The sequence below is a fragment of the Vibrio sp. STUT-A11 genome, from assembly GCF_026000435.1.
Lineage (GTDB): Bacteria > Pseudomonadota > Gammaproteobacteria > Enterobacterales > Vibrionaceae > Vibrio.
Genome location: NZ_AP026763.1, coordinates 2520195 through 2544543 on the forward strand (window position 1 = coordinate 2520195; position 24349 = coordinate 2544543).

Here is a 24349-nt window from a genome sequence, read left to right on the forward strand (position 1 = left end):
CAAAAATGGGTTGAAAAACATATAGGGGTTACATGTTTTCTATTTTCTGTTGCACTTGTAGAACTTTATTCGCGTAGTTAGGGTCGGTCGCATAACCTGCGTGTTGAATGCCACGAATGAACGACTCGGAGTCTCCACGCTGTTGCAGCGCGACCTCATAACGCGGGTTATCGTTTAAGAAACGAACATAATCGTTGAAGCTGTCTTGGTAACTTGAGTATGAACGGAACGCTGCCGTCTCTTTAACAGGCAGTTTGTCATGAAATTCTAAGGTTTGAGTAGTCACTTTATTGCCCTGCCAACTGCGATCCGCTTTGATATTAAATAGATTGTTGCTGCTGCCACGTGCGTTCTTCACCACTTTTTGCCCCCAGCCCGTTTCTAACGCCGCTTGAGCAAGAAGCAGTGATGGCTCAACCCCTAATGCCTTGGCAGCTTTTTCGGCATAAGGCTTCATTGAATTTACAAAAGATTCCGGAGAGTCAAATCGAGTCGGCGCTTGGGTGTTAGCGACAGTATGGTTTGGACGAGCTAACTCGCCAGATTCAATCAAACGTTGCTCGATTTCACGTGCTTTTTGTGGGTCTACACGGCGATATTCAACAGCACTGTTTGCCGCATCACGCACAGCGGTGTCACTCTTATCATCTCCCTGACCTGCTGTCAGCTGCGCCACAATCATATCTGCCAACCCCATTGAACCCGAAGCACTCAACTCACTCGCCATTTGCTCGTCCAACATCTGACGGTAAAACTTTTCGTTCTGACTGTTCATGAAATTCGACTCGAAACCTTCGTTTGCTTCACGCATCGACTTGAGCATCATTGAGGTGAAAATGGATTCGAACTGTCGCGCTGCCGCACGTAAGGCTTCGTGCTCACCATCTTTGCCCTCCTTAACTGCTTTTTGTCTTAGAGTATCGAGTGAGCTGATGTCGTGGATAAAGCCGATATCGTTAGGATTCTTAATCATTGCCGCCTCCTAACGACTTAGATGATGATCAACTGGCCTTCAATCGCACCAGCTTGCTTTAATGCCTGCAAAATCGCCATCAAGTCTGAAGGCGCAGCGCCGACTTCATTGACTGCGCGAACCAAATCGTCCAACGTCAACCCCGGCTCAAACTTAAACATTTTGCCCTGCTCTTCGTTCACTTCAATGTCAGAATCCGGAACAACAACCGTCTGGCCGCCCGAGAAGGCATTCGGCTGACTCACACTGAGATTTTCTTTGATGGAAACTGTCATACCTCCATGCGTTACAGCGGCTGGTTTAAGGCGCACATGCTTGCCAACAACGATGGTACCCGTACGGGAATTCACAATGATCTTTGCAGCACTATCGGCTGGGTCAAATTCCAGGTTTTCAATCGCAGACAGAAACGCGACTCGCTGGCTTACATCACGCGGTGCGCGTACACGAACGGATGTCGCATCGACCGGACTCGCCATTTGAGGGCCAAGAAAATTGTTAACAGCGTCAGCCATACGCTGCGCCGTGGTGAAATCAGACTCTAGCAGATTAAAAGTAATGTAGTCACCACGACCAAATGGATTGGGAATTTCGCGCTCTACCGTCGCACCACTGGAGATAAGCCCGACAGTTGGGTTATTACCGACAATCTTTGAGCCATCGGCACCTTCCGCACTGAAGCCACTGACAACCAGATTACCTTGTGCAACGGCATATACCTGGCCATCTAAACCTTTTAGGAAGGTTTGCAGTAAGGTGCCACCACGCAGGCTTTTCGCGCTACCGATAGATGACACCGTGACGTCGACTTGCTGACCGGGCTTAGAAAAAGGCGGCAATGTTGCCGTTACCATCACAGCGGCAACGTTTTTAATTTTTGGTTTGGTTCCCGGCGGCAGCTGAATGCCGAAGTTTTGCAGCATGGCCGCGAAGCTTTGTTCAGTAAACGGGTTGGACTCCCCAGTACCCGGCAAACCTGAAACTAAACCATAACCCACAAGTTGGTTGCTACGAACCCCTGCCACTTGTGCGACGTCTTTAATACGTGCAGCTTGAGCAGCAGTTGAAAACAGCGCAGCGCTCAGTAGGAGTAAAAAGATTTTTTTCATGCTTACCTATCTCTCGCAATTAAATTGCCGCAGTACGGCACCTTAAAGCGCTACATTAAAGAATCGTGCCAAAAAGCCCGGCTGTTGCATATCTTGTTGCAACCCCGTTCCTGAATACTGAATTCGAGCGTTTGATACACGGTTGGAAGCAATCGTATTGTCAAAATTGATGTCATCAGGGCGAATAGTGCCACTTAGACGAATGTACTCATCACCCGTATTCAGCGTCATCCACTTCTCGCCACGGATAACCAGATTGCCGTTTGCCAGCACCTCTATCACTTCGACAGTAATGTAACCACTGATGCTGTTACTCTGTTTCGCTGAAGAGTCACCCACAAAGCTGTTACTGCTATTCAAGTCGTAGGAAAAATTATAATTTCCGCCGACTTGCAGTTCTTGCCCACCGACAGACAACGGATCCATGGTTGAGTCATTGCTTTTTGACAAATCAGCGTTCGCACTTTTGGTTGCGCTCGTGGTTTCATCTAACGTGACAGTGATGATGTCACCGATACCACGAGGCTTAGAGTCATCATAAAGGTCGGTAATGTGTTCAGGACTGAATAATGATCCTGTTGCCGCAGCGTAATGCTCCGGTTTCTGTTTCGGATGAATGGGAGCCCATGCCGGATCGTCGGCCACCGGATCAGCTCTGCCACGCAAGGTATCCACTATACCGCTGCTCTCTTCTTTTGATTTATCGCCTTCAACGGCATCAACAACCGTCGTAGCTTGAGAAACGTCATCGGTTTCAATCGGCTCTAACATGGCACAGCCAGACATGGTGCTAATAAGCGCAAGCAGGCAAATACGTTTCATCATAAGCTCCTTAATCACGATGCCTACACCGTTAAAGCTGCTGGTTAACGAAGCTCATCATCTTATCGACAGACGAGATTACTTTAGAGTTCATTTCGTAAACGCGCTGCGCTTCGATCATATTGACCAACTCTTCAGTCACATTCACGTTGGATGCTTCCAGCATGGACTGACGGATTTCACCCAAGCCATCCAGCCCCGGAACCCCTTCTTGCGGGTCACCACTCGCACCAGTCGGCAAATAGAGGTTCTGACCAATTGGCTCTAGACCACCAGGGTTAACGAAATCGGTAATGGTCAACTGACCGACGACTTGGTTGTCTTGCTGACCACGAACACGGACCGACACTTCACCGTCCGTGCCGACAGTAATTGAAATTGCATCTTCAGGAATGACGATTTCAGGTTCTACCGGGTAACCAGAGCCTGACGTCACTAGAGTACCTTCACCGTTCAGCGTGAATTGGCCATTACGCGTATAACCGATGTTGCCGTCCGGTAAGGTCACTTGGAAGAAACCATCACCTTCCACCATCATATCCAGCGCGTTGGTGGTAGTTTGTGCGTTACCGTGAGTATGCACTTTTTGCGTGGCAACCACTTTAGAACCGGCACCCAACATCAAACCACTTGGCAATTCTGTATTCTGCGAGGACTGGCCACCCGGCTGATTAATGTTCTGATAAAACAAGTCTTCGAATACGGCGCGGCTCTTTTTGTAACCAACCGTTGAAGCGTTCGCCAGGTTGTTTGAAATCGTTGCAATGTTGGTTTGTTGGGCGTCTAAACCGGTTTTACTAACCCATAGTGCTGGATGCATTGTGAACCTCTAACTCTGTTAACTCATACGAAGCAGTGAATCTGAAGACTTGTCCATCTCTTCAGCGGTGCTCATCATCTTGACTTGCATTTCAAACTGACGCTGAAGGTCAATTAATGCCGTCATTTCACCTACGGCATTGACGTTACTACCTTCAATGGCACCCGTTTGGATACTGACGGTTGCGTCTGCTTCGTAAGGCTGGTTTGGAGTTTTATGGCGAAATAAGCCATTGGTGTCTTTAAATAAATTGCGATCGTCAGTTTTCACAAGTTTGATACGATCAACCACTTGTAATTCTTCTGCTGGAGCACCTTGCGGAAGTACAGAGATGGTGCCATCACGACCTATTTCAATTTTAGAGAGAGGGATGGGTAAAGTAATCGGTGCGTCATTATCACCCAACACAGCATGGCCACTCGCATTCGTCAGTAAACCATTTTGATCGACTTTTAAGTTGCCGTTACGGGTCAACCCTTCTTTACCAGTGTGGTCTAAGACAGACAGCCAACCGCTGCCTTCGATAGTAATATCCAAATCGCGGCCAGTGGTGATCACACTGCCTTGAGCAAAGTTATGTCCCGGACGCTCTGTCATGCTAAACACACGTGAAGGGAGCCCTTCTCCATACGCTTGCATCGAACGAGCCTGTGCTAAATCGGCACGAAACCCCGTGGTGCTCACGTTGGCCAGGTTGTTGGCACGCAATTGCAGAGCCTGCATGTTTTGCTTGGCGCCGCTCATTGCGAGAAACAGTGCGCGATCCATAAATTACTCCCTAAAGTCCTCTGTACTTGAGAGTAAAAGCAATACTTATGCCAAAACAAAATGCACTTAATACTCAATAGCTTGACTTTAAAACAAACTAGATAAAGGAAAGTTTTGCAGGATAAATCCGGAAAGAGGCAAGTTTTTGATCCTTTGAGCGGCAATGGCGGCAACGAAGAGATCAAATAATGCTTAGCCCAAAGTGCAATGCCGCTCGTTTAACAGCGAACGGTACATCGCAACCCCCGTCATTCTGGACAGCGACGAAGGAGCGTGATTCAGAATCTTCTATCCGAGCACTTTGTTGCCAACATTGTTCCTAACTCTGTTCAGCGCACTGATAATAGATTCCTAGTCTCGCTATGGCTCGCTGGAATGACTCAATAAGGGGCGTTAGCGACTGGCATTACAGCCCGAAGTGAGGTAATTTCGGGCTAAGCATCTGATGAATGTCATGAAGTAATCAAGTGAGCCGCCAAGCAGCGTCACTTGATAAAGCAGATTATCGGGCTATCGGACTAGCGCTCTAGCGAATCTGCAGAATATTTTGTTGTAGCTGGTTATGCACTTCTAGCGAACGCGAGTTAGCCTGGAAGTTACGCTGAGCCGAAATCAGATCCACCAGCTCCTGAGTCATATCAATATTAGACTGCTCCAGTACGCCGTTATTAAGGGTACCAAAAGAACCTTTATTGGATTCACCCCAGATTTTGTCACCAGAAAACTGAGTTGAGTCCCACTGAGTGCCGCCTTTTTTATCCAGACCTTGTTCGTTAGGAACACGGACGAGCGCAACGCGGCCTAAGGTGACGTTTTCACCGTTTGAGTATGTGCCTAACACGCTGCCGTTTTCATCAAAGTCAACTTTGGTCAGGAAGCCCGTCGTTGCACCATCTTCATCAAACTTGGTCAGTTCAAACGGAGCCGCAAACTGAGTTGATGCATCCAAACCAAAGTTCAGAGTTTGCATTGGATCGGCACCATTGAGGTTGATTCCCGCATTTGCTCCCGCAGCTTCACCACCTTCACCTGTTGTACCACCTAACGCGACAGACGTTATCGGGTTGCCGCCGTTTAAGCTCGCCAGCGTGCCATCATTGTTGAACTTCATCGTGTGACCAACATGACCAGATGCGGTTGTTGCATCACCTTGAGCAATGTTAACCGGCTTCTCACCATCTTTGTCTGTGACCGTGTAGTAGGCATTCCAGGTATTCGGCTGAGTCTGGTCTTTCAGGTAGTAAGTGGTCAACTTGTAAGACTGACCCATTGAGTCATAAATGGTTGAAGACGTTGAACGGTTGTAAGTATCTGGATCAGAAAAATCAAACTGAGTCGGATCTTTCAAATCACCATTCGCAGGTAAGTTTACGCCCACTTCAATGTTCGCCGTTTGTTTTGGCTTACCAAACTCGGCTGGAATATTGATTGGCTGTGGCTCGTAAGATGACACCTCACCAGAGTCTGGGTTGACCTGATAACCAAGCAGAAACTCATCGTTCGCCGTTACCATGTAGTTGTCTCTGTTCAGGTGGAACGCACCGTTACGTGTCATTTCATTTTGCTGCGGCACCAAACGATCTTTTGCCACGGCGAAGAAACCCGTTCCTGATACACGCAAATCCATCGGGTTATTGGTGTATACACTTGACCCTTCATGGAACTGCTGTGCCACCTGGCCAGCCTGAGCACCACCACCCGGTGTTGTTTTGGCGTTGGTGAACAAAGAGTTTGAGTAAACATCCGCAAACTCGGCACGAGACTCTTTAAAGCCATACGTATTGGCGTTTGCAATGTTGTTACTGGTGGTGTTTAAATCCAATTGAGCGGCGGACAAACCGCTTAAAGATACATATGACATTCCAAAGTCTCCTGATCTCGCGTGTTATGCGTTACGCTTTGCCAACTTCCAATACTTCTGCAAGTCGAACTGGCGATTCAAAACCCGCCAGATTGAGTAATACGTTTCCGTCACCCTTGCCTAGTAATACGCTGTTTACATTGGCATAAGTGGAGACTGGGAACTCTTGCGACGCTCCATCCACTAAGCCAGATGCTTTCACTTTGTATTTACCGGCAGGCAATGGATTCCCGCTTTCATCATTACCGTCCCAGAGTACACGGGTGTCACCGGCTGGTTTCGCCCCTACCTCAAAAGTACGAACCAATTGGCCAGCTTCGTTTTCTACCCGAACAAATAAATTATCGATAGATTGCGAAAGCTTAACCATGGCTGCCATTGGTGCTTCATCTTGCTTCACACCAGCGGCCCCTGGAACCAACACATCTCGCCCAACCAGAGAGGAAGCTTGTAACGCTTGGTTCGATGTCATGGACGAGTTCAAACTCTCAAACTGAGTGTTCATTTTGCCAATGCCATCAACGGTCGCAAATGACGCCATTTGCGCAATCATCTGGTCGTTACCGACAGGCTTAAACGGGTCCTGCTGAGACAATTGCTTGGTGAGCAAAGATAGGAAGTCTTCCTGTTTCAGGTCCTGCTTACCTGTACTCTCTTGCGCTTTTTTGTTCTCTTGTAGGCTTTTTAGCTGGTCGATGTAGGACAAGCCGCTTTGACCAACGTTGTTAAATCCGGCCATACGCTACCTCCTTATCCTTATTGACCCATCTGCAGCGTACGCAGCAGCATTTGTTTGCTTGAATCAGCGACTTGTACATTAGTTTGGTATGCACGAGACGCCGAAATCATATTTGCCATTTCTTCCATTACATTAACGTTTGGCTTATAGATGTAGCCTTCTTCGTTTGCAAGAGGATGATCAGGGTTGTACTCCGCATTCAGCGGTTTATCACTTTCTACAATCCCCAACACTTTCACTGGTACCGTATTACCGCTACGCATGGCATTACCTAACTCAGCACCAAATACAGCATGACGCGCTTTGTAAGTGTCTTTCGCAGAGCTGCTGACACTATCCGCATTCGCCAGGTTGCTTGAGGTAGTATTCAGACGAACAGACTCAGCGCTCATTGCGGAACCTGTCACATTGAAAACGTTAAATAAGCTCATCTAAATTAATCCCCTTTGATTGCCTTGGTTAAGTTCTTGAATTTGCCACCTAGAAAGTCGAGTGATGCCTGGTGTCTGATTTGGTTCTGCATGAACAGATTACGTTCTAAATCCAAATCTACTGTGTTGCCATCACCCGTATCAGGTTGGGTAGGAAGACGATATAGCTTGTCCCCTGTCAACGTTGTAGTGGCAGGAATATGCCGACCATCGGTTCGATTAAGACTAATGCTTGCCCCCGATGTTGCCGCTTGTAATTCCTTGGCAAAGTCTAAACCTCTTGCTTTGTAACCAGGTGTATTGGCTTGTGCGATGTTGGTGGAAATCACCTCAGCATTGCGCTCACGTACGCCCACCGTGTGTTGGTGGATGCCTAGTGCATTGTCAAAAGATATAGCCATGCTTGCCTCTACAATTAGAACTGACCGGTATAAATAACTAAAAAGCAATTACTATGCCAATTAGAGGAGGAGGGGAGGTTCTAGGATCCTAGGTCCTAGTAGAGTCCGCTGGGAATAAAGCGATAAACGTAAATACTTTATTTGCTTCTTAGGAATACAGATTACCGAATACCGGTTTTATTTCCCTTTCCGTAACCTGTAAGCGAAGCGCTCCGTATTCCAAAGCAACAAGCACCTTCGTTAATGCTTTTCACTGAACTTACCGCATACACACCTAGGATCTAGGATCTAGCCCCTAGGATCTTTCAGTTTATAAATGATACCCGGATTACAACGCACCATTTCAAAACGGTCCGTTAGCCCGGTTAAAGACTCAGATGCACCCAGCAGTAGATAACCACCCGGATTGAGCTGGTTTGCCATTTGATTGAGCACTTTGGATTTCATCTCTGGTGAGAAGTAAATCAGTACATTACGGCAAAAGATAATGTCAAACTTGCCCACCAGCGCGTAGCTGTCGAGCAAGTTTTGCGGGCGAAAGTTGACCAGGCGCTTTACATTGTCTTTCACTTTCATGCGGCCATCTCCGTTGTCTTCAAAAAAGACACGGCGACGCTCCGGAGAGAGACCACGACCCAAGGCTAAATTGTCATACACGCCAGCGCGACACATCTCCAGCATACTGGTCGAAATGTCGGTCGCGGTGATAGAAATACTTGGCAATAATCCTGGTTTACGCTGCTGCGTTTCCAAAATCGTCATTGCGATGGAGTACGGCTCCTGACCCGATGAACTGGCGGCTGACCAGATTTTAATTGGCCGTTTGTTTGCCGCGAGTTCCGGCAATAATTTCTCAGCTAAAACCGTGAATGGATACGTATCTCGAAACCACAATGTTTCGTTGGTTGTCATCGCGTCCACAGCCGCAATACGTAGCTCCCGGTTGCGACCCACGACCACATCACGCAGTAAATCAGACAACGAAGTGAGCTTAAACTTGGTCACTAACGGACTTAATCGGCTGCGCACTAAGTACTGCTTACTATCGCCGAGAACAATACCACACTGCGCTTCGAGAAAACGGCTGAAATCACGATACTCTTGATCACCAATTGTAATAGCAGTCATTCATGTCTCTTTATTCTATTAATGCAGATTTAACCGCGTTACCCAGTTCGTCTGGGTTAAATTTCGCAATAAAGGTGTTCGCCCCTACGCGATCAACCATGGCTTGGTTAAATACACCACTTAAGGAAGAGTGGAGAATAACATAAAGATCTTTCAAATCCGCATTTCTTCGAATTTCAGCAGTGAGAGTGTAACCATCCATCTCTGGCATTTCGATGTCAGAAATGACCAAAGAAATTTGCTCGTAAATATCGCCTTCTCGAGCCATCTCAAGCAAGGTATTGTATGCCTCTTTGCCATCTTTAACCGACAAAACTTCAAAGCCTATCGAACGGATAGCCCGCTCCAACTGTTTGCGCGCCACAGTTGAGTCATCGGCAATCATGATACGACGAACAATAGGTTTGACCTGCTCCGCCTGAGCGATTTCCTCACCAATCGCAGCATCCATCGTCTCATCAACCGGGGCGATTTCCGCTAAGACTTTTTCTACATCGAGAATTTCAACCAGCTCATTATCAATATTGGTTACTGCCGTCAGGTAATGCGCTTTACCCGCGCCTTCTGGAGGCGGCAAAATAGCTTCCCAGTGCATGTTTATGATGCGCTCAACCGAAGACACCAAAAACGCCTGGATGGTACGGTTAAACTCAGCAATCACCACAAAACACTTGTCTATATCCGTGGTTGGGCGGCCACCAATTGCCAGACTCAAATCAATCACTGATACAGTATGGCCACGAATATGAGCAACACCTTTTACTAATGGGTGTAGGTTTGGCATGACTGTCAGCTTTGGACATTGCAGCACTTCTCGAACTTTAAATACGTTAATGCCGTAACGCTGACGTCCCATCAATCTAAAGGTCAACAATTCCAATCGGTTCTGACCGACGAGTTGCGTACGCTGATTCACTGAGTCAAGAATCCCCGTCATATGCTCATCTCCATCTCAAACTTTTTGTTTTTAAATGATACTCTACCACTGGCAAGCGTTGTTCCAGGGAGATCTTATGGCGTATTTCACTATCACTTCGACCACATTGACTAAGACAATATGTAGAGCGGTATTCACAAAGTACGCTAAGGCTATCGGCATTTTGCTCAGTATATTTAGCTTTTTTGTTCACTCAGCTAGTGATAATCAGCTCGAACAGATAAAAACGGCGGCAGAACAGCACGTTCTAGCCACTGTCGAGCAGCCTGCAGGCGGTGAGTTAACCGTCAATGCAGCAAATATCGACTCCCGGATTAAAGCTACAGACTGCCCCGATGTTCTCAACACATCAGCGTCTACCACCAGCAGCGCACGCAGCAATATTAATGTATTGGTTGAATGCCCGGCTGATAACTGGAAAGTTTATGTCCCAGTACGTCTATCGGTCTCAGTTCCGATGATTGTCAGTACTCGCCAGCTTGTCCGTGGAGAAATCATCAGTACTTCAGACGTCACCACGTCAATGATTGAATTACAGCGCTTTCGCAAAGATGGCTTTACCGACCATTCTCAAGTCGTGGGCGCGAAATTAAAACGGAGTGTTCGTCTGGGAGACGTGATTGAGCGCAATGATGTTTGTGTTGTATGTCGCAATGAGAAAGTGACGATTCAAGCGGTAAAATCGGGTATGGTGATCACGACTCAAGGCACCGCGTTACAAGATGGTGCCGCTGGCGATCAAGTGAGAGTGAAAAATGATAAGTCTCAACGTATAATAGAGGGCATAGTCACTGGCATTGCGGAAATCACCGTCAACTTTTGACCTTTCGGCGAACAATAGCGCGTGATTAAAATCGATCAATAAAAGTGCACAAAATGACTAAAGTTATTTTGGTATTGGTCGATAGTCTGAGTACCAGTATTACGATACAAGGCAAAGGTTAAACATGGCAGGTATAGACAATATACGTTCAGGTCAGATGATGACGACTAATAATAGTCGCGCGCCTGCACGTAATGACTCGAAAGCGACCAGCGCAACAGAGTCACAGAAAATATCAGCACAGCAAGATGCAGTATCATTGAGCCAACAGAGTAAAGACGTCAACAAACTCCAGAAGGATATGGCAGCTTCACCGGCTTATGACAGTGCAAAAGTGGCGGCAATCAAAGAAGCAATCGCAAACGGCTCATACAAAGTTGATCCAGAAAAACTGGCCGACAATATGATTAAGCTTGAAAGCGAATTGCAAGGCAAAATCTAACTGACTTGGGCTCAAGGTAAGTATTCATGGCAGCATTAGTCGATCTCGTAAATTTCCAATTAGAAAATGCAAAAGCACTTTCTGTGATTTTACGTCAGGAAACACAAGCCATCACTGCACGTGTTTCTGCTGATATCGAAAGTATTGCCAAACAAAAGATGACACTCATTGATCAATTAAAGACCACTGATCAGCGAATCGCCTCTCACCCGCATGTCAATCAGCTTACCGAAGATGAACACCTAAGTCAGGTGGTAAACCAGATCCAATCTATCGTTATTGATTGCCAACAAGTCAATCAAATGAATGGTGAATCGCTCAATCGAGCGCAACTGAGCTTCACTAAACTCAATAATATGCTTCAACGCACCCACGGCAAAGTTGGTATGACTTACAATGCCGGAGGCCAAACCCACACTATTTCGACGCTAGGTACCAATATCAAAGCCTGATCTCTGCTTTTGATTACCCTAATCGTTCCACCACTCCGAGTGACAAGCATAAAAAACAACCCATTGTTATTAATCAGCCGCCAGAAAGATTATCTGTATTGGTAGAGCCGTTAGAACAAGGTCTGCTGACGCTTTTCAGGTACCTGCTGTACTTCACCATAATTACGTAGCTTATCCATTTTTCGGATGTCCAGGCGAAGCTCTGTGACATAACTGTCTTCTACCAAGTAGCTTCTCACCACTTCCGCGCCGCGAATAACGCCGTCAACCGCACCAGTAGTACTCTCGGTACCCAACCGTTGATCTTGTAACTCCGCTCGGCCACTGACACGCATACCATATACTTGCTCTGCCAGTTCACGGTAGGCATCAATTTTCGATGCGCGCATTGCTCGAACTCGTTTTTCTTCTACAGTGCGACCGGTTTGCTCACTCACGCTGGCATAACCTACCGCGACGAGCAGTTCATCCTGACGCATCTGCTGCAATGGCTGACAACCCACAAGCACCAAGGTAGCAATAATAAATAGTAGTTTCTTCATGGCTTTATCCTATGGGCGGAGAATGACAGTGTATGGCTGACGAATGGTTGGGTCTGAGCGAATCAGCACGCCATCTTGAGTACGAATACTGTTCAGCGTATCTAAGTCACGGCCAATACGATCCGCTGGCAAGAAGCCCTGTGCCGTTGCGACGACAATTCGGCTTTGCATACCCACCACACGGGCGTTGACTAACACACCGCCCTCTTGGCGTAGCATAGTACCAGTGAGTACATATTGGATTTCTTGCTCTTTGGCGAGTTCTTTCCAGTCTCGGCTCAATGCAAAATCGCCCTGTTGGGTCACTTGAATCGAACCCGTCGTTTTGAAATCCACCACTTTAAAACCACGACGCTGGAATTGATGGATGAACCCTTCAGATACCGAGTTCCCCAACCAATTCGTCGCATCCATATTTTGTAAATCAACGAATGACGTGATCGCAATAGGTGTGCGTGCAGAAACCGCAACGTTAGACACCATCAACTCTTCCGTCATGCTTTCGATAAAGAAATCCATAGTATGACGCGGGCTGTCCATTAGCATGAACTGGCTGCCTGAATAGGTTTCTTTACCATTGTAAATTGGTGAATACGCGCACGATGTCAACAGCGTCATCATCGATGCGGCAACAAGCCATTTTTTCATGGTTTGATTCTCCAGATAATCTCGGGTCACTGTTCCTTACTATTACAGGCAAGAAAGGTAATGTTGGAACAGTCCTTGCTTTTCTTTTGTTTGTCCAAACGAAGAAATCGCCACCAAACTTCACTGAATTTGTTAAAGCAATATTTATACCTGAACGGTTACAAGCCATGAAAAAAATATTAATCAGCGTATTTTCAATCACTTTCGTTCTGCTGCTGCCTTTTCGTGCAGTCGCTGCGTGGTATGAAGTGACAGGCGTTGCCACGATCGTTTCTTCTGATGATGCGGCAAGGCTACACGCCTTAGAGGATGCGCTTTTTAAAGCCGTCAACTTTTCGGGTGCCGATATCGGCAGCATCAGCAATTTAATGCCGCTATTAGAAGAGAACCGCAAAGAGTATCAATTCACAAACCATGAAGTACGCTACATTCTGGTCGAATCAGAGCGTAAACGAAGTGGAAAAATGATGATGAAGCTCCGTGTCGATATCTATCCATCGGCAATGGGTTGCCACACAGCTCAATACAAGAAGACCATCCTCGTCGGTAATATTGATGTTGCCTCTCCTCAGCAAGCGGTGATGGGACAAATTTATCAAGTCGGTGATGACTTTAGTCATGTGGTGAATCGTCAGCTCGATCAAACTTCTCGCAGCTTCGTCTCTGTGGGCACTACCGACTACTCAATAAGCCGAAACTACCCTGCTCGTACTCAGATGATTGCTGAGGATAATGGGGCACAATACATTATTGGCGGTGTGATTACTGACTTAACCGCGACGATTGAATCTCAAGTACTGAAAAATGACATCATCAACCGGCAGTTTGCCTTAGAGATGAAAGTTTATGATGGTAAAACTGGCCATGAAGTCTTTTATAAAACCTACCGTGAAGTCGCTCGCTGGCCGTTTGCAAAAACCAGTCAGGTCGACACACGAAGCGCACGATTCTGGGCATCTACTTATGGTGAAATGATGCTGCGCGTAAGCCGTAACATCATGTTAGATCTGGAATCAGAACTGTCTTGTAAGATAACCTTGCCGGAAGTGGTGGCTGTTTACGGTAACACGGTTACCATGGATTTAGGCCGGATGCACGGTGTTAAAGAAGGCGATAAATTGCAATTGTGGCACACCGCTTCTTTTATCGACCAAAGCGGTTTACCGCGCAATAAAGTATCGCAAAGCGAAGTGACCTTAACCGTGTCGCGTGTTTATGAACACGAAGCAGAACTGAGCATCGATCAGCCTAACTTATCATCAAGCGTTCAAATTGGCGATGTAATGAACAAGATACTCTAAAAGACAACATTAGGTCTTGAGATATGCGTACTTTTGAATATTATAGGTGACGCATCTTATTTGATTATACCAACTGTAGTACTTGGTATTACGCCCTCATGGCACAGCTGGATAGCGCAGTCCCCTCCTAAGGGACAGGTCGTAGGTTCGAATCCTACTGGGGGCGCCACATCAGAGCCTTAGTTAGTTATTGGACTAAGGCTTTTCTTTTCTCCTAATTTGATACCACTCGAGACAAATCACTGCTGTTCTCTGTCTCTGTTTCCTGAACATTTACTAACGGCGCAAAACCAATTTGAAAGACAGCTATTTACAGTTTTGTATTTTATGACTTTAATTATTGATGAGTTTTGCTTACCCTTTCGGCTATTAATAAGAATGTTATTTAATGCTATGTCTAAGAGCAATTTGATTACCAATACCGGACACCGTTTTATATCAAAAGGTAAAACAGCCTTTAAGATCCACATCCACACCCCTGAGGATACGGTACTTCACCGCTCTGTAGGGTTCGTGCGTATTGGAGAGGAGAAAGGATTAAAGAAAGCCATTAAATTGAGAAATGAATTGGGGCAGCAGATGTGGGGCAAATTTTGGCGACGCCTTTTGAAAGATCCTTATCTGATGACAAGATTACCACACAGCGTTGAACCGAAAATCGTTCATAAGCCCAATCCGACTCTAGAGAACCCAGACAATCGAGACACTTGTTACATTGCCAAGTGGCGAGAGTTTAACGAACACGGAGAATATAAGTACAAGACCGTCGTGCGCTCAATCAGCAAATACGGCAAGCTTGCCGCATACATGCAAACCAAAAAAGCATTGCTGGAAGCACACAAGGACAATCTGGAGATACTCACCTTTATGGGACGCCTAAACAGTATCGATCTTAAATAACCCACTGTACTAAGCCACTTCTGGCTGCAACTGTTTTTTGCATCGACAATAGATATAAAAATGCCCCCAGAAAGCGAGCACTTTTGGGGGCATTTAAGATCAGAATTCTATTCGTTTAATGAGTATCTTATTGCTGAACTTGGTATTCAAACTCAGGAACAATCACTTCTACACGACGGTTTTGTTGACGACCTTCACGCGTTTCGTTTGATGCGATAGGGTTGTTTTCACCTTCACCACGAGCGTGGATGCGTGATGCATCAATGCCTTTTTCTACTAGCGCGTTAGCAACAGATTCTGCGCGTTGCTCAGAAACTTTCTGGTTGTAAGATGCAGCGCCAGAAGTATCTGTGTAGCCTACTACTTCAACATTCGCTTGTGGGTGCTCGTTTAGGAAAGCAACCAAGTTGTCTAGTTTAGCTGCGCTTTCAGGTTTTAGTGTTGTGCTGTTTAGATCGAAGCCACCAGTACCGATAGTTTGCGTTTCGAATGTTTTCGTTACAACGACTGGCTCTTCTACAACAACCACTTCTTCAACGATTGGCGCTTCTTCAACAACTGGTTCTTCGCTGCCACCAAACTTGAATGAAACACCTAGCGTCGCAGTATTGCCTGTTGCGCGCACAACATCGTTGTTGATATCAGTGATGGTTTGGTACTCCGCACGAGCTGTTACGTTTTGGCTTAGGTTAAACTCAAGGCCAGCAGCACCCAGGTAAGAGTAATCGTCTTTACCATCAAACATCACGTAAGCGCCACCCACTTTACCGTAAAGTGCAATGTCTTCAGTGATTGGTAGGCTGAATTTAGGAGCAAGAGTGATAGCTTCTACGTGACCACCGAATGAAGTCTCGTCAAAATCACCAACGTTGTCAAAACCTGCTTCAACAGCAATGTAGTCGTTGAATTCGTAACCAACAAAAGCACCAAGAGTTGAGTCATCTTTATCGCAAGACTGACCGGCTACACAAGCATCTTCCAACCAAGATTTACCCATTTTACCGCCAACATAGACTTCTGCTTGAGCCGCTGATGCCATAAGTAAAGATGCTGAAATTACCGCTGCTAGTTTTTTCATTATTGATTCCTATTAAGAATTACTTTTATTAGTTCTCGAAATGCGTCGCCAACTGACGTTGTATTCCGGTTTGATTCATTCCTTGAGCGTATTACCGAAGCCGACTTTGTGCATGTATATGCAAATCACTTATCAAAGGTTGTTCGGTTAGCATTCCTATACAGTGATCAGGAGCGCTATCTAAGCCTCACTGACGGTGTGAACTATAACGCTAAGAAAACTCGAGAAAAATCCCAAAACTGTCAATTTAATGTCATCAAAACAACAAACAATATGTGACACAGAGCACCTAAAGCCTAATGCAACAAAGGCGCAAACGTTTGCTTGGGCGGGAACAATAAAAAATCTAATGTAGATAACTATCTCATTATTGAGACAAAACTTAAGGAACTTTATGGATATTGGCGTTTAATCAGAAAGATAGATTAAAACTTGGTCATTAGTAATATATTGAAAAACATAACTTTTGATTACATTTTGTTATCAAAAATCAAACAGTCCGACGTAAAGAAAGTACGTTTAGAGGGAAAGCGTGACTACCCCTTTCACTTCATTGCAATCTATGGATACAAAAAAAGCCGCGGAAATCACCGCGGCTTTTGAATTTTTATGCAAATTAGTTACGCATTGGCTTCACGTTGAGCGATAAACGCAAGTGCCATTTTAATGCGAGCAATACTGCGCTCTTGGCCAATTAGAGCCATAACTGCGTCAACAGATGGAGATTGACCACCGCCTGTAACAGCGACACGTAGCGGCATACCAATTTTGCCCATGCCGATTTCCAGCTCTTCGCAAACGGCTGCGATTACACCATCTTTGATGCTTTCAGTTGTCCACTCAGTTAACGCTTCTGCTTTTGCAAGCGCAAGCTCTAGAGGCGCTTTTGCTACACCACGTAGGTGTTTCTTCGCAGCGCCCGCTTCAAACTCAGAGAAATCTTCGTAGAAGTAGCGAATCTGCTCAGCCAACTCAACAAGTGTATTACAACGCTCACCAACCAACTTGATCACTTCAGTGATTGCAGGACCGTTTGTCACGTCCAGCTTCTGTTGGTCTAGGTGCCATTGCAAGTGCTGTGCAACGTATGCTGGATCAGAGTTCTTGATGTAGTGGTTGTTTAGCCACTGCAGCTTATCGGTGTTAAATGCAGACGCTGACTTAGATACAGCGTCCAGACTAAACAGATTAATCATTTCTTCTTGAGTGAAGATTTCTTGGTCACCGTGCGACCAACCTAAACGAACCAGGTAGTTGTTTAGTGCAGCTGGTAGGTAACCCATATCGCGGTACTGCATTACCGACACAGCGCCATGACGTTTAGACAGTTTCGCACCGTCGTCACCTAGAATCATTGCACAGTGAGCGAATGTAGGTACTGGTGCACCTAGTGCTTCGTAGATGTTGATCTGACGAGGCGTGTTATTGATGTGGTCTTCGCCACGAACAACGTGCGTGATGCCCATATCCCAGTCGTCAACCACAACACAGAAGTTGTACGTTGGTGAACCATCGGTACGACGAATGATCAGGTCATCCATTTGCTCGTTACGGATTTCGATACGGCCACGAATTTGGTCGTCGAATACTACGCTACCCTCTTTCGGGTTGCGGAAACGAATTACGCAAGGATCACCATCTTTCGCAGCATCGTTTGCCGCTTTGATTTTAGGATGGTTGGCATCGTAGCGAGGCATTTCTTTGTTCAATTCTTGCTCTGCACGAATCTCATCCAGTAGCTCTTTAGATGCGTAACATTTGTATGCTTTGTCTTCCGCAACCAGCTTATCAACCATTTCGTTGTAACGGTCAAAACGTTGAGTTTGGTAGTAAGGACCTTCATCCCACTCCAGACCTAGCCATTCCATACCTTCCAGAATCGCATCAACCGCTTCTTTAGAGTTACGCTCAAGGTCTGTATCTTCGATACGCAGAACGAATTCACCACCTTGGTTTTTAGCATATAGCCAAGAGTACAGTGCTGTACGAGCACCACCAACGTGTAGATAGCCAGTTGGGCTAGGAGCAAAACGAGTTTTAACCGTCATTTGAGTTCCTTAGGGTTAATGTTCAACGAGAGGGTTCTCGTTGTATTGTCAAGGATAAAAGTGGCGACATTTTACCATCGTAAGTCAATACTACAATCCTTCCGTGTTCATATACCCAAATAACCTCTCGATGCAGGGTTCAACGAAATTAACTTCATTGATAACAAACCTTGACCTTACCCTTGCAGCAAGGTTTAAGCTGATTATATTACGATTAGTGAGGACAAGTTATGAATCAGTTTGTAGTACCGTTATCAGGGCTTAACTGCATGGGCTGTGCAAGGAAAGTAGAGAAAACTTTACATGCAAATCATAGTGTTGAGATCCTCAATTTGTCTCCGACCTCAGCTGAAATTAAAACCGACGCCTCATTAGAAGAAATCGTCAAATCGATTGAGTCGTTGGGTTACCACGCGGGTAACGCTTATGACTTTAATTTGTCAGGATTGAGCTGTGGCGGCTGCGTCAAAAAGCTCTCTGCTTTATTAGAGTCAAATGCAGACGTTATCTCATTTGAAGCTTCGACGACGCAATTAAATATCCGTACTCTCCTTTCTGAGCAGCAAGTCATCGAGCTTGTGGCGAGCTTAGGCTACACCGCGAGTAAAGAAGTCATCACTGGCACCGAAAGTACAGAAGCTAAAAGTGCCGAGCCTGAAGATGACACCCAAGCTGCACAAAGCGAAGCACCAGATAACCCACTGGAAGACATTCCACCAGCCAGCAGCACTCAACTGCAAATGCTAATCCAGGGAATGACCTGCGCAAGTTGCGTTTCTTCAGTCGAAAAAGCACTAACTAAGGTTGAAGGTGTAGAAAAAGCTCAGGTAAATCTTGCTGAACAAAGTGCCTTAGTGTTCGCGACTCAGGATTCAGAAGACTTACACCAAGCGATTGTCGAGTCGGTAAAACAAGCAGGATACCAGGCAGAAATATTACAAGACGCTGCAACGCAACAAGAGAAGCAAGCACAGCAGCAACTGGCACAACAAAAACGCTTTAAATTTGATGCCATTGCAGGCTTGGTGGTTGGTGCGCCTTTAATGTTGTGGGGTGTGGCTGGCGGTAACATGATGATTCGCCACAGCAGTGACCAGTTCATTTGGGGTGCGGTCGGCCTTTTATGTTTGCTGCTTCTGGCAACGGCTGGTCGTCACTTCTTCAGCAACGCTTGGTTAGCGGCGACTCACAAGCGCGCAACCATGGATACATTGGTCGCGTTAGGCACTGGCGCTGCGTGGCTTTACTCCATGCTGGTGGTGACTTTCCCAGACTGGTTTCCGCCAGCGTCGCGCCATGTATACTTCGAAGCCAGCGCGATGATCATCGGTTTGATTTCTCTCGGCCACTACATAGAAGCCAAAGCGAAAGCCAACACGACTCGCTCGTTGCAGGCTTTGATTAACTTGCAGCCACAGCAAGCGACGGCTATTACAGAGAAAGGCGATCAGACCATCAGCGTTGAGCAAATCACGCTGGGCATGAAGCTGAGAATCAAACCGGGCGAAAAAGTACCAGTAGATGGCACCGTACTCGAAGGTGAATCCTACATTGACGAGTCAATGCTAACGGGTGAGCCTGTACCAGTATTAAAAGGACTGGATGCTGAAGTCTCTGCTGGTACGCTCAACACCGACGGTAGCTTGGTCATCAAAGCGACTGGCATTGGTGCCAATACGATGCTTGCGCGCATCATTCGTATGGTTAGAACCGCTCAAAGCAGTAAACCTGCTATCGCCAAATTAGCCGACCAAATTTCAGCGGTATTTGTACCTGTCGTGGTAGGTATTGCCTTACTTGCTGCGCTGGTTTGGTTTGCAGTAGGTCCAGAGCCTAAAGCTAGCTACATGCTCGTGGTGACAACGACCGTACTCATTATCGCCTGCCCTTGTGCATTGGGGTTGGCTACACCACTTTCCGTTACCGTTGGCGTAGGTAAAGCCGCCGAGTTGGGCATCTTAATTAAAGATGCGGATGCACTGCAGTTAGCCAGTAAAGTCGATACGGTCGTCTTCGATAAAACCGGCACGTTGACACAAGGAAAACCATCGGTGCAGCGAGTTTTTACTCACGCGACCAGCCAAGATGAACTGCTTGCTATGGCTTATGCGGCTGAGCGTCAGTCTGAGCATCCACTTGCCAAAGCCGTGTGTGATTTTGCTAAACAACAAGACGCGCAAGAAGTCACGTTAGACAAATTCGAAAACGTCCGTGGACGCGGCATCTTAGCGACTTACCAAGGTAAACCATTGCTGATTGGTTCTTTGCAATTTATGCAAGCCGAGAACATTGACACAAGTAACCTAAAACAAGCGATAGAAGAGAGCGCAGAAAACGCGTGGACGCCTGTCGCTGTGGCTCTGGATAACAAGTTAGTCGGACTGATTGCGATTGCCGATCCAATCAAGTCAGACGCTAAAGAAGCGCTTTCAGCCTTAAAAGCTCAGGGAGTCAAAACCGTGATGTTAACGGGTGATAACCAGCACGTTGCTGATGCGATCGGTAAAGAGCTCGGCATTGATGAAGTGATTGCACAAGTGTTACCAGATGAAAAAGCACGGCATATTGAGCAGCTTCAGTCTAAAGGCCATATTGTGGCGATGGTAGGAGACGGCATTAACGATGCGCCTGCTCTTGCTCTTGCCAACCTTGGTATTGCAATGGGCAGCGGCAGCGATGTGGCGATAGAAAGTGCGCAAATGACGATTCTCAACACATCACCAATGGCCGTGGTACACGCAATTGAGTTGTCGCGCGCCACACTTAAAAACATGAAACAAAACTTGTTTGGTGCCTTTGTTTATAACTCGTTGGGCATACCTGTTGCGGCAGGCGTACTTTACCCAGCATTTGGCTTTTTACTCAGTCCCGTAGTTGCAGGAGCAGCGATGGCACTGTCTTCAATTACTGTCGTTAGTAATGCAAACCGACTACGACTGTTTTCAGTAAAATGACGACTTCTTTCTGAGGGTATTATGAAATTGAAACTTGTAACTTTTGCAATGCTTGCGACCGTATCCGCCAATGTATTGGCAGCCGATGTCATTAACCACAAGTCGCCATATTGTGGCTGTTGTGGTGACTGGACAAAACACATGGAAGAGAACGGCTTTACGGTCGAAGAAAAACTGCATGATGATATTAATGCCATCAAACGCGAATTAGGCATGAACAACCAACAGCTCTACTCTTGCCATACAGCAGAAATAAACGGTTATCTGTTTGAAGGACACGTGCCAGCAGCCGATATTAAAGCCTTCTTGGAAAACCCACCGAAGAATGCGAAAGGTCTGACGGTTCCTGGAATGCCTGTAGGCTCTCCAGGCATGGAGTATGGCGATAAAAAGGACAGTTACACCGTTTACGCTTTCAATGAAAAAGGACAAGTTTCGGCCTTTAGTCACCACAAAGGTAACGACGAATAGAATAAAGCCCAGCTCTTAACACAGATGCTGGGCTTTTTCTTAGCAACTTAATGGACAATTAAGACGAAATCGTTAGAAACCGTAAGAAGCACCAAATACAAAGGCGTTATTCACTAGGCTGTCTCCATTAGCATTTTCTGCGCCATGAGCCTGAGAGCGAAGTTCAAAGTATGGTTGAACGCCTTTACGAGTCCATGTCGCACGGAACTCGTGGTCCATTGTATCGGCATCAATCATGTATACGTTATTGTAGCTTAGTGTCACATCTTCATTCATCACGTAACCAATGCGGTTATCCATGCGGTAGTCCGTATCTGCATCTGCGTCTGTTGCATCAATATGTGCACGCGTGCGGTTGCTCAGAGAAATACCGTTATCGAAGTTGTAACCAATTTTCACCAGTGGACGGTATTGAATATTTTCGCCCGCTGAGAACAAGTGTTGGTAACCTGCTGCAACCCACAGACGATCAGTGATATTAAATGACTGCTCTCCCCCGAGCGTAATGTAAGGTGTTATGTTCCCTGCGCCACCATTTTTGCTTTCTAGTTTGCCAAGTTGAATACCATCAAACTCGGTGTAAACCGTAAAGCCACCAAATGAATTATCGAAAGTATGACCAGCTTCTATTGTAGAAGTCACGTCTGAGCCGTGAATTCGACCATCATCGTGAAATTGAACGTTACCTGTTACGTAAGAAGAACCAGCAAATGCGCTAGAAGCGAAAGCGAGAGAAAGAGCACTCAGTGCAAAAATGTATTTCATAATAACTGCCTTTGTTTATTCACGTTATGTGATGGTTCCACGTTCGTCGGTTCCCTTACATAACAAAATTTGGAATCTGCCTTGGTGGGCAGAGGCAATATTGAAACAATTAATTTTCGATGAAAAATAAATCCTTTAAAAAGGTGATCCTGTTCAAAACTGACGATACAGACCAGACAAAAACCTTCTAAATACAGTTAATTACATTAAATAGAAAAAATCAGTTAAAAATACAACATCCGACCCACATCACAACAAACCGAACAATTAAGAGCAATTTAAGAATCCAGATCACACTCTCAAATTAAATCTGCGCCAAAATCTTTTTTGTTGATGCGAAATAATTAGATTTCGATCACACTTAATTCACGTATAAAAATAAATACCACCTCGCAAAAGCGACGAGTTTACCGTGACAACTTTATCGTGCGCTCTTAGCTTAGACAGCTATTCACATTCAAATGAGTTACCTAAAACCTGTTCTATTCTCAATAAGACATCAAACTTTGGTTTCGGTATAAAGTGATGTACTAATGTGCTTGCAAAATGCTGGATAAAAGGTGCTATCCGGGTTTCATTTCAAGGAAAATAATATGTTTCGCCTCATGACCTTCGTGTCCTCGTTCATCGTCCTCTTTACTTCCTTTTCGTCCAGTGCGGAGCCACAACACTGGTTAGCCAAAAAAGGGGAAACAGAATATATGATCATTGGCTCAGTACATGTGGGGGATAAATCCATGTATCCCTTGCCTAAGAATCTACTCGATCACCTAAGCGAAAGTTCTGGGTTGATCATTGAAGCGGACGTGAGAAGTAGTGAGGGTGCCATTTATCCACCGTTATCTACTCGAACCAAGGCTGTACTGAACAAAGCGGAGCGTCTGCAGCTGATTAAAATAGCCAATGATTTGCAGATTCCGGAAACTCAGTTGTTAAATGCCCCACCTTGGAATGCAGCCCTCGCCATTCAACTCGCGTTGGTGAATAAACTGGGTTATGTATCCACAGAAGGTGTCGATATGCACTTGATTGAACTGGCAGAAAAAAGCGATATTCCTATCATTTCGTTCGAATCAGTGCAGTTCCAAATCGATTTGATTGCTGGCCAACCAGATGAAGGCAAAGAGATGCTACTTTCATCCATCAATGAATATGAAGCAGGAGAGGAACTGGTCGAGTGTCTGATTGAAAGCTGGAAAAGTGGCGATGGTAGCATGTTGGAAGAAGCATCGTTAACTGACAAAGCAACAGAAGAGTTCAATGAAGCCTTTTTGTATTCACGTAATAAAGACTGGGCAGAAAAGCTCGACAACGGCAGCATACTGCCACAAAAGCAAGGCCGCTATACGGTTGTAGTTGGCAGCCTGCATCTCGTTGGTAGAGGCAACTTAATTGATTTGCTGGCCGAGCGAGGTTTTGAAATTACCCCGCTTGGTAATACACGTAAAGCGAAGTGTGATATTTGAAGATAGGAATTAAGGTTCTAGGATCCCAGGTCCTAGAGGGTGCTTGTTGGAATCACTCTGCAAAAATTAAGCTTAGGTCGATGTTGCTCGTGAATACGGAGCGCTTCGCTTACGGAATACTGAATCTGTATTCTGTATTCTGTATTCTGTATTCTGTATTCTGTAGTCCAAAACAACCAACACAAATGCTATAGAGATAACCGAACTTTAAGCGAACTCACCCAGGACCTAGGATCCTAATCCCTAGGACCTTTAGAACGCAAAAAAGGCTCTGTATTTCTACAGAGCATTTTTTAGAAAGTGGTCGGTGAAGAGGGATTCGACGCGGCTGGGCTTCCAGACCCCGACCCTATGCTCCAACACGCACTAAAATGCAAAAAGCCGCAACATTTCTGTTGCGGCTTCTTTTAATGTGGTCGGTGAAGAGCCATATTCTAACGTCAGGCGAACCCCGCTTTGGTTCGAATCCG

General features: G+C 45.9%; 24 protein-coding genes and 1 tRNA gene. 9 read left to right on the forward strand and 16 right to left on the reverse strand.

The window, feature by feature from the left end; all coding sequences use genetic code 11:
• Nucleotides 1-28: 28 nt before the first annotated feature.
• The 11 genes from flgJ to OO774_RS11795 form a co-directional block, all read right to left on the reverse strand.
• Complete coding sequence (flgJ, locus tag OO774_RS11745; RefSeq protein WP_264902782.1) at nt 29-973, reverse strand: flagellar assembly peptidoglycan hydrolase FlgJ; 945 nt, start codon at nt 971-973, stop codon at nt 29-31.
• A gap of 17 nt (nt 974-990) precedes the next feature.
• Nucleotides 991-2082 (reverse strand): flagellar basal body P-ring protein FlgI, encoded by a 1092-nt coding sequence (locus tag OO774_RS11750; RefSeq protein WP_020333342.1) that lies wholly within the window; start codon nt 2080-2082, stop codon nt 991-993.
• Between the two features lie 42 nt (nt 2083-2124).
• Nucleotides 2125-2904: a flagellar basal body L-ring protein FlgH gene (flgH, locus tag OO774_RS11755; protein WP_264906109.1), complete on the reverse strand. Its 780-nt coding sequence runs from the start codon at nt 2902-2904 to the stop codon at nt 2125-2127.
• 31 nt (nt 2905-2935) lie between these two features.
• Nucleotides 2936-3724: a flagellar basal-body rod protein FlgG gene (flgG, locus tag OO774_RS11760; protein ID WP_005382032.1), complete on the reverse strand. Its 789-nt coding sequence runs from the start codon at nt 3722-3724 to the stop codon at nt 2936-2938.
• A gap of 18 nt (nt 3725-3742) precedes the next feature.
• Nucleotides 3743-4492 (reverse strand): flagellar basal body rod protein FlgF, encoded by a 750-nt coding sequence (locus OO774_RS11765; protein ID WP_264902873.1) that lies wholly within the window; start codon nt 4490-4492, stop codon nt 3743-3745.
• A gap of 526 nt (nt 4493-5018) precedes the next feature.
• Nucleotides 5019-6353, reverse strand: a complete 1335-nt coding sequence (flgE, locus tag OO774_RS11770; protein WP_264902874.1) for a flagellar hook protein FlgE — start codon at nt 6351-6353, stop codon at nt 5019-5021.
• Between the two features lie 31 nt (nt 6354-6384).
• Complete coding sequence (flgD, locus tag OO774_RS11775; protein ID WP_264902875.1) at nt 6385-7092, reverse strand: flagellar hook assembly protein FlgD; 708 nt, start codon at nt 7090-7092, stop codon at nt 6385-6387.
• A 17-nt stretch (nt 7093-7109) separates the two neighbouring features.
• Nucleotides 7110-7523, reverse strand: coding sequence for a flagellar basal body rod protein FlgC (gene flgC, locus OO774_RS11780; protein ID WP_264902876.1), 414 nt, complete (start codon nt 7521-7523; stop codon nt 7110-7112).
• Nucleotides 7524-7528: 5 nt separating this feature from the next.
• Nucleotides 7529-7924 carry a flagellar basal body rod protein FlgB gene (flgB, locus tag OO774_RS11785; RefSeq protein WP_014231091.1) on the reverse strand — a complete coding sequence of 132 codons (396 nt, stop codon included), beginning with the start codon at nt 7922-7924 and terminating at the stop codon, nt 7529-7531.
• A gap of 288 nt (nt 7925-8212) precedes the next feature.
• Complete coding sequence (locus OO774_RS11790) at nt 8213-9052, reverse strand: protein-glutamate O-methyltransferase (protein WP_264902877.1); 840 nt, start codon at nt 9050-9052, stop codon at nt 8213-8215.
• Between the two features lie 10 nt (nt 9053-9062).
• Nucleotides 9063-9989, reverse strand: coding sequence for a chemotaxis protein (locus OO774_RS11795; RefSeq protein ID WP_264902878.1), 927 nt, complete (start codon nt 9987-9989; stop codon nt 9063-9065).
• 76 nt (nt 9990-10065) lie between these two features.
• Here OO774_RS11795 and flgA point away from each other — a divergent pair, with 76 nt between their 5' ends.
• The 3 genes from flgA (at nt 10066) to flgN (ending at nt 11706) form a co-directional block, all read left to right on the forward strand.
• The gene (flgA, locus tag OO774_RS11800; RefSeq protein WP_264902879.1) at nt 10066-10812 is read left to right on the forward strand and encodes a flagellar basal body P-ring formation chaperone FlgA; all 747 of its coding nucleotides are present in this window, start codon (nt 10066-10068) and stop codon (nt 10810-10812) included.
• Nucleotides 10813-10936: 124 nt separating this feature from the next.
• Complete coding sequence (gene flgM, locus OO774_RS11805) at nt 10937-11254, forward strand: flagellar biosynthesis anti-sigma factor FlgM (RefSeq protein ID WP_264902880.1); 318 nt, start codon at nt 10937-10939, stop codon at nt 11252-11254.
• A gap of 26 nt (nt 11255-11280) precedes the next feature.
• Nucleotides 11281-11706, forward strand: coding sequence for a flagellar export chaperone FlgN (flgN, locus tag OO774_RS11810; RefSeq protein WP_264902881.1), 426 nt, complete (start codon nt 11281-11283; stop codon nt 11704-11706).
• Nucleotides 11707-11816: 110 nt separating this feature from the next.
• Here flgN and flgP read toward each other — a convergent pair whose 3' ends face one another.
• Complete coding sequence (flgP, locus tag OO774_RS11815; RefSeq protein ID WP_264902882.1) at nt 11817-12248, reverse strand: flagellar assembly lipoprotein FlgP; 432 nt, start codon at nt 12246-12248, stop codon at nt 11817-11819.
• 9 nt (nt 12249-12257) lie between these two features.
• The gene (locus OO774_RS11820) at nt 12258-12896 is read right to left on the reverse strand and encodes a FlgO family outer membrane protein (protein WP_264902883.1); all 639 of its coding nucleotides are present in this window, start codon (nt 12894-12896) and stop codon (nt 12258-12260) included.
• A 167-nt stretch (nt 12897-13063) separates the two neighbouring features.
• Here OO774_RS11820 and OO774_RS11825 point away from each other — a divergent pair, with 167 nt between their 5' ends.
• From OO774_RS11825 to OO774_RS11835, 3 genes are all read left to right on the forward strand, one after another.
• Nucleotides 13064-14197 carry a flagellar assembly protein FlgT gene (locus tag OO774_RS11825; RefSeq protein ID WP_264902884.1) on the forward strand — a complete coding sequence of 378 codons (1134 nt, stop codon included), beginning with the start codon at nt 13064-13066 and terminating at the stop codon, nt 14195-14197.
• A gap of 92 nt (nt 14198-14289) precedes the next feature.
• Nucleotides 14290-14366 (forward strand) — tRNA-Arg (locus OO774_RS11830).
• A 224-nt stretch (nt 14367-14590) separates the two neighbouring features.
• The gene (locus OO774_RS11835; RefSeq protein WP_264902885.1) at nt 14591-15097 is read left to right on the forward strand and encodes a Fe3+-citrate ABC transporter substrate-binding protein; all 507 of its coding nucleotides are present in this window, start codon (nt 14591-14593) and stop codon (nt 15095-15097) included.
• Between the two features lie 127 nt (nt 15098-15224).
• On the opposite strand, the gene OO774_RS11840 is transcribed toward OO774_RS11835, so the two are convergent.
• Nucleotides 15225-16175, reverse strand: coding sequence for an OmpA family protein (locus OO774_RS11840; protein WP_264902886.1), 951 nt, complete (start codon nt 16173-16175; stop codon nt 15225-15227).
• Nucleotides 16176-16795: 620 nt separating this feature from the next.
• The gene (gltX, locus tag OO774_RS11845; RefSeq protein WP_264902887.1) at nt 16796-18223 is read right to left on the reverse strand and encodes a glutamate--tRNA ligase; all 1428 of its coding nucleotides are present in this window, start codon (nt 18221-18223) and stop codon (nt 16796-16798) included.
• Between the two features lie 230 nt (nt 18224-18453).
• On the opposite strand from gltX, the gene OO774_RS11850 reads away from it, so the two are divergent.
• Both OO774_RS11850 and OO774_RS11855 read left to right on the forward strand, forming a co-directional pair.
• On the forward strand, nt 18454-21177 hold the full coding sequence (locus OO774_RS11850) for a copper-translocating P-type ATPase (protein ID WP_264902888.1): 2724 nt from the start codon (nt 18454-18456) through the stop codon (nt 21175-21177).
• Nucleotides 21178-21198: 21 nt separating this feature from the next.
• Nucleotides 21199-21648 carry a DUF411 domain-containing protein gene (locus OO774_RS11855; protein ID WP_264902889.1) on the forward strand — a complete coding sequence of 150 codons (450 nt, stop codon included), beginning with the start codon at nt 21199-21201 and terminating at the stop codon, nt 21646-21648.
• 72 nt (nt 21649-21720) lie between these two features.
• On the opposite strand, the gene OO774_RS11860 is transcribed toward OO774_RS11855, so the two are convergent.
• A complete protein-coding gene (locus tag OO774_RS11860; RefSeq protein ID WP_264902890.1) occupies nt 21721-22413 on the reverse strand; it encodes an oligogalacturonate-specific porin KdgM family protein in 693 nt (230 codons plus the stop codon).
• A gap of 593 nt (nt 22414-23006) precedes the next feature.
• Here OO774_RS11860 and OO774_RS11865 point away from each other — a divergent pair.
• Nucleotides 23007-23879: a TraB/GumN family protein gene (locus tag OO774_RS11865; protein ID WP_264902891.1), complete on the forward strand. Its 873-nt coding sequence runs from the start codon at nt 23007-23009 to the stop codon at nt 23877-23879.
• Nucleotides 23880-24349 lie beyond the last annotated feature (470 nt).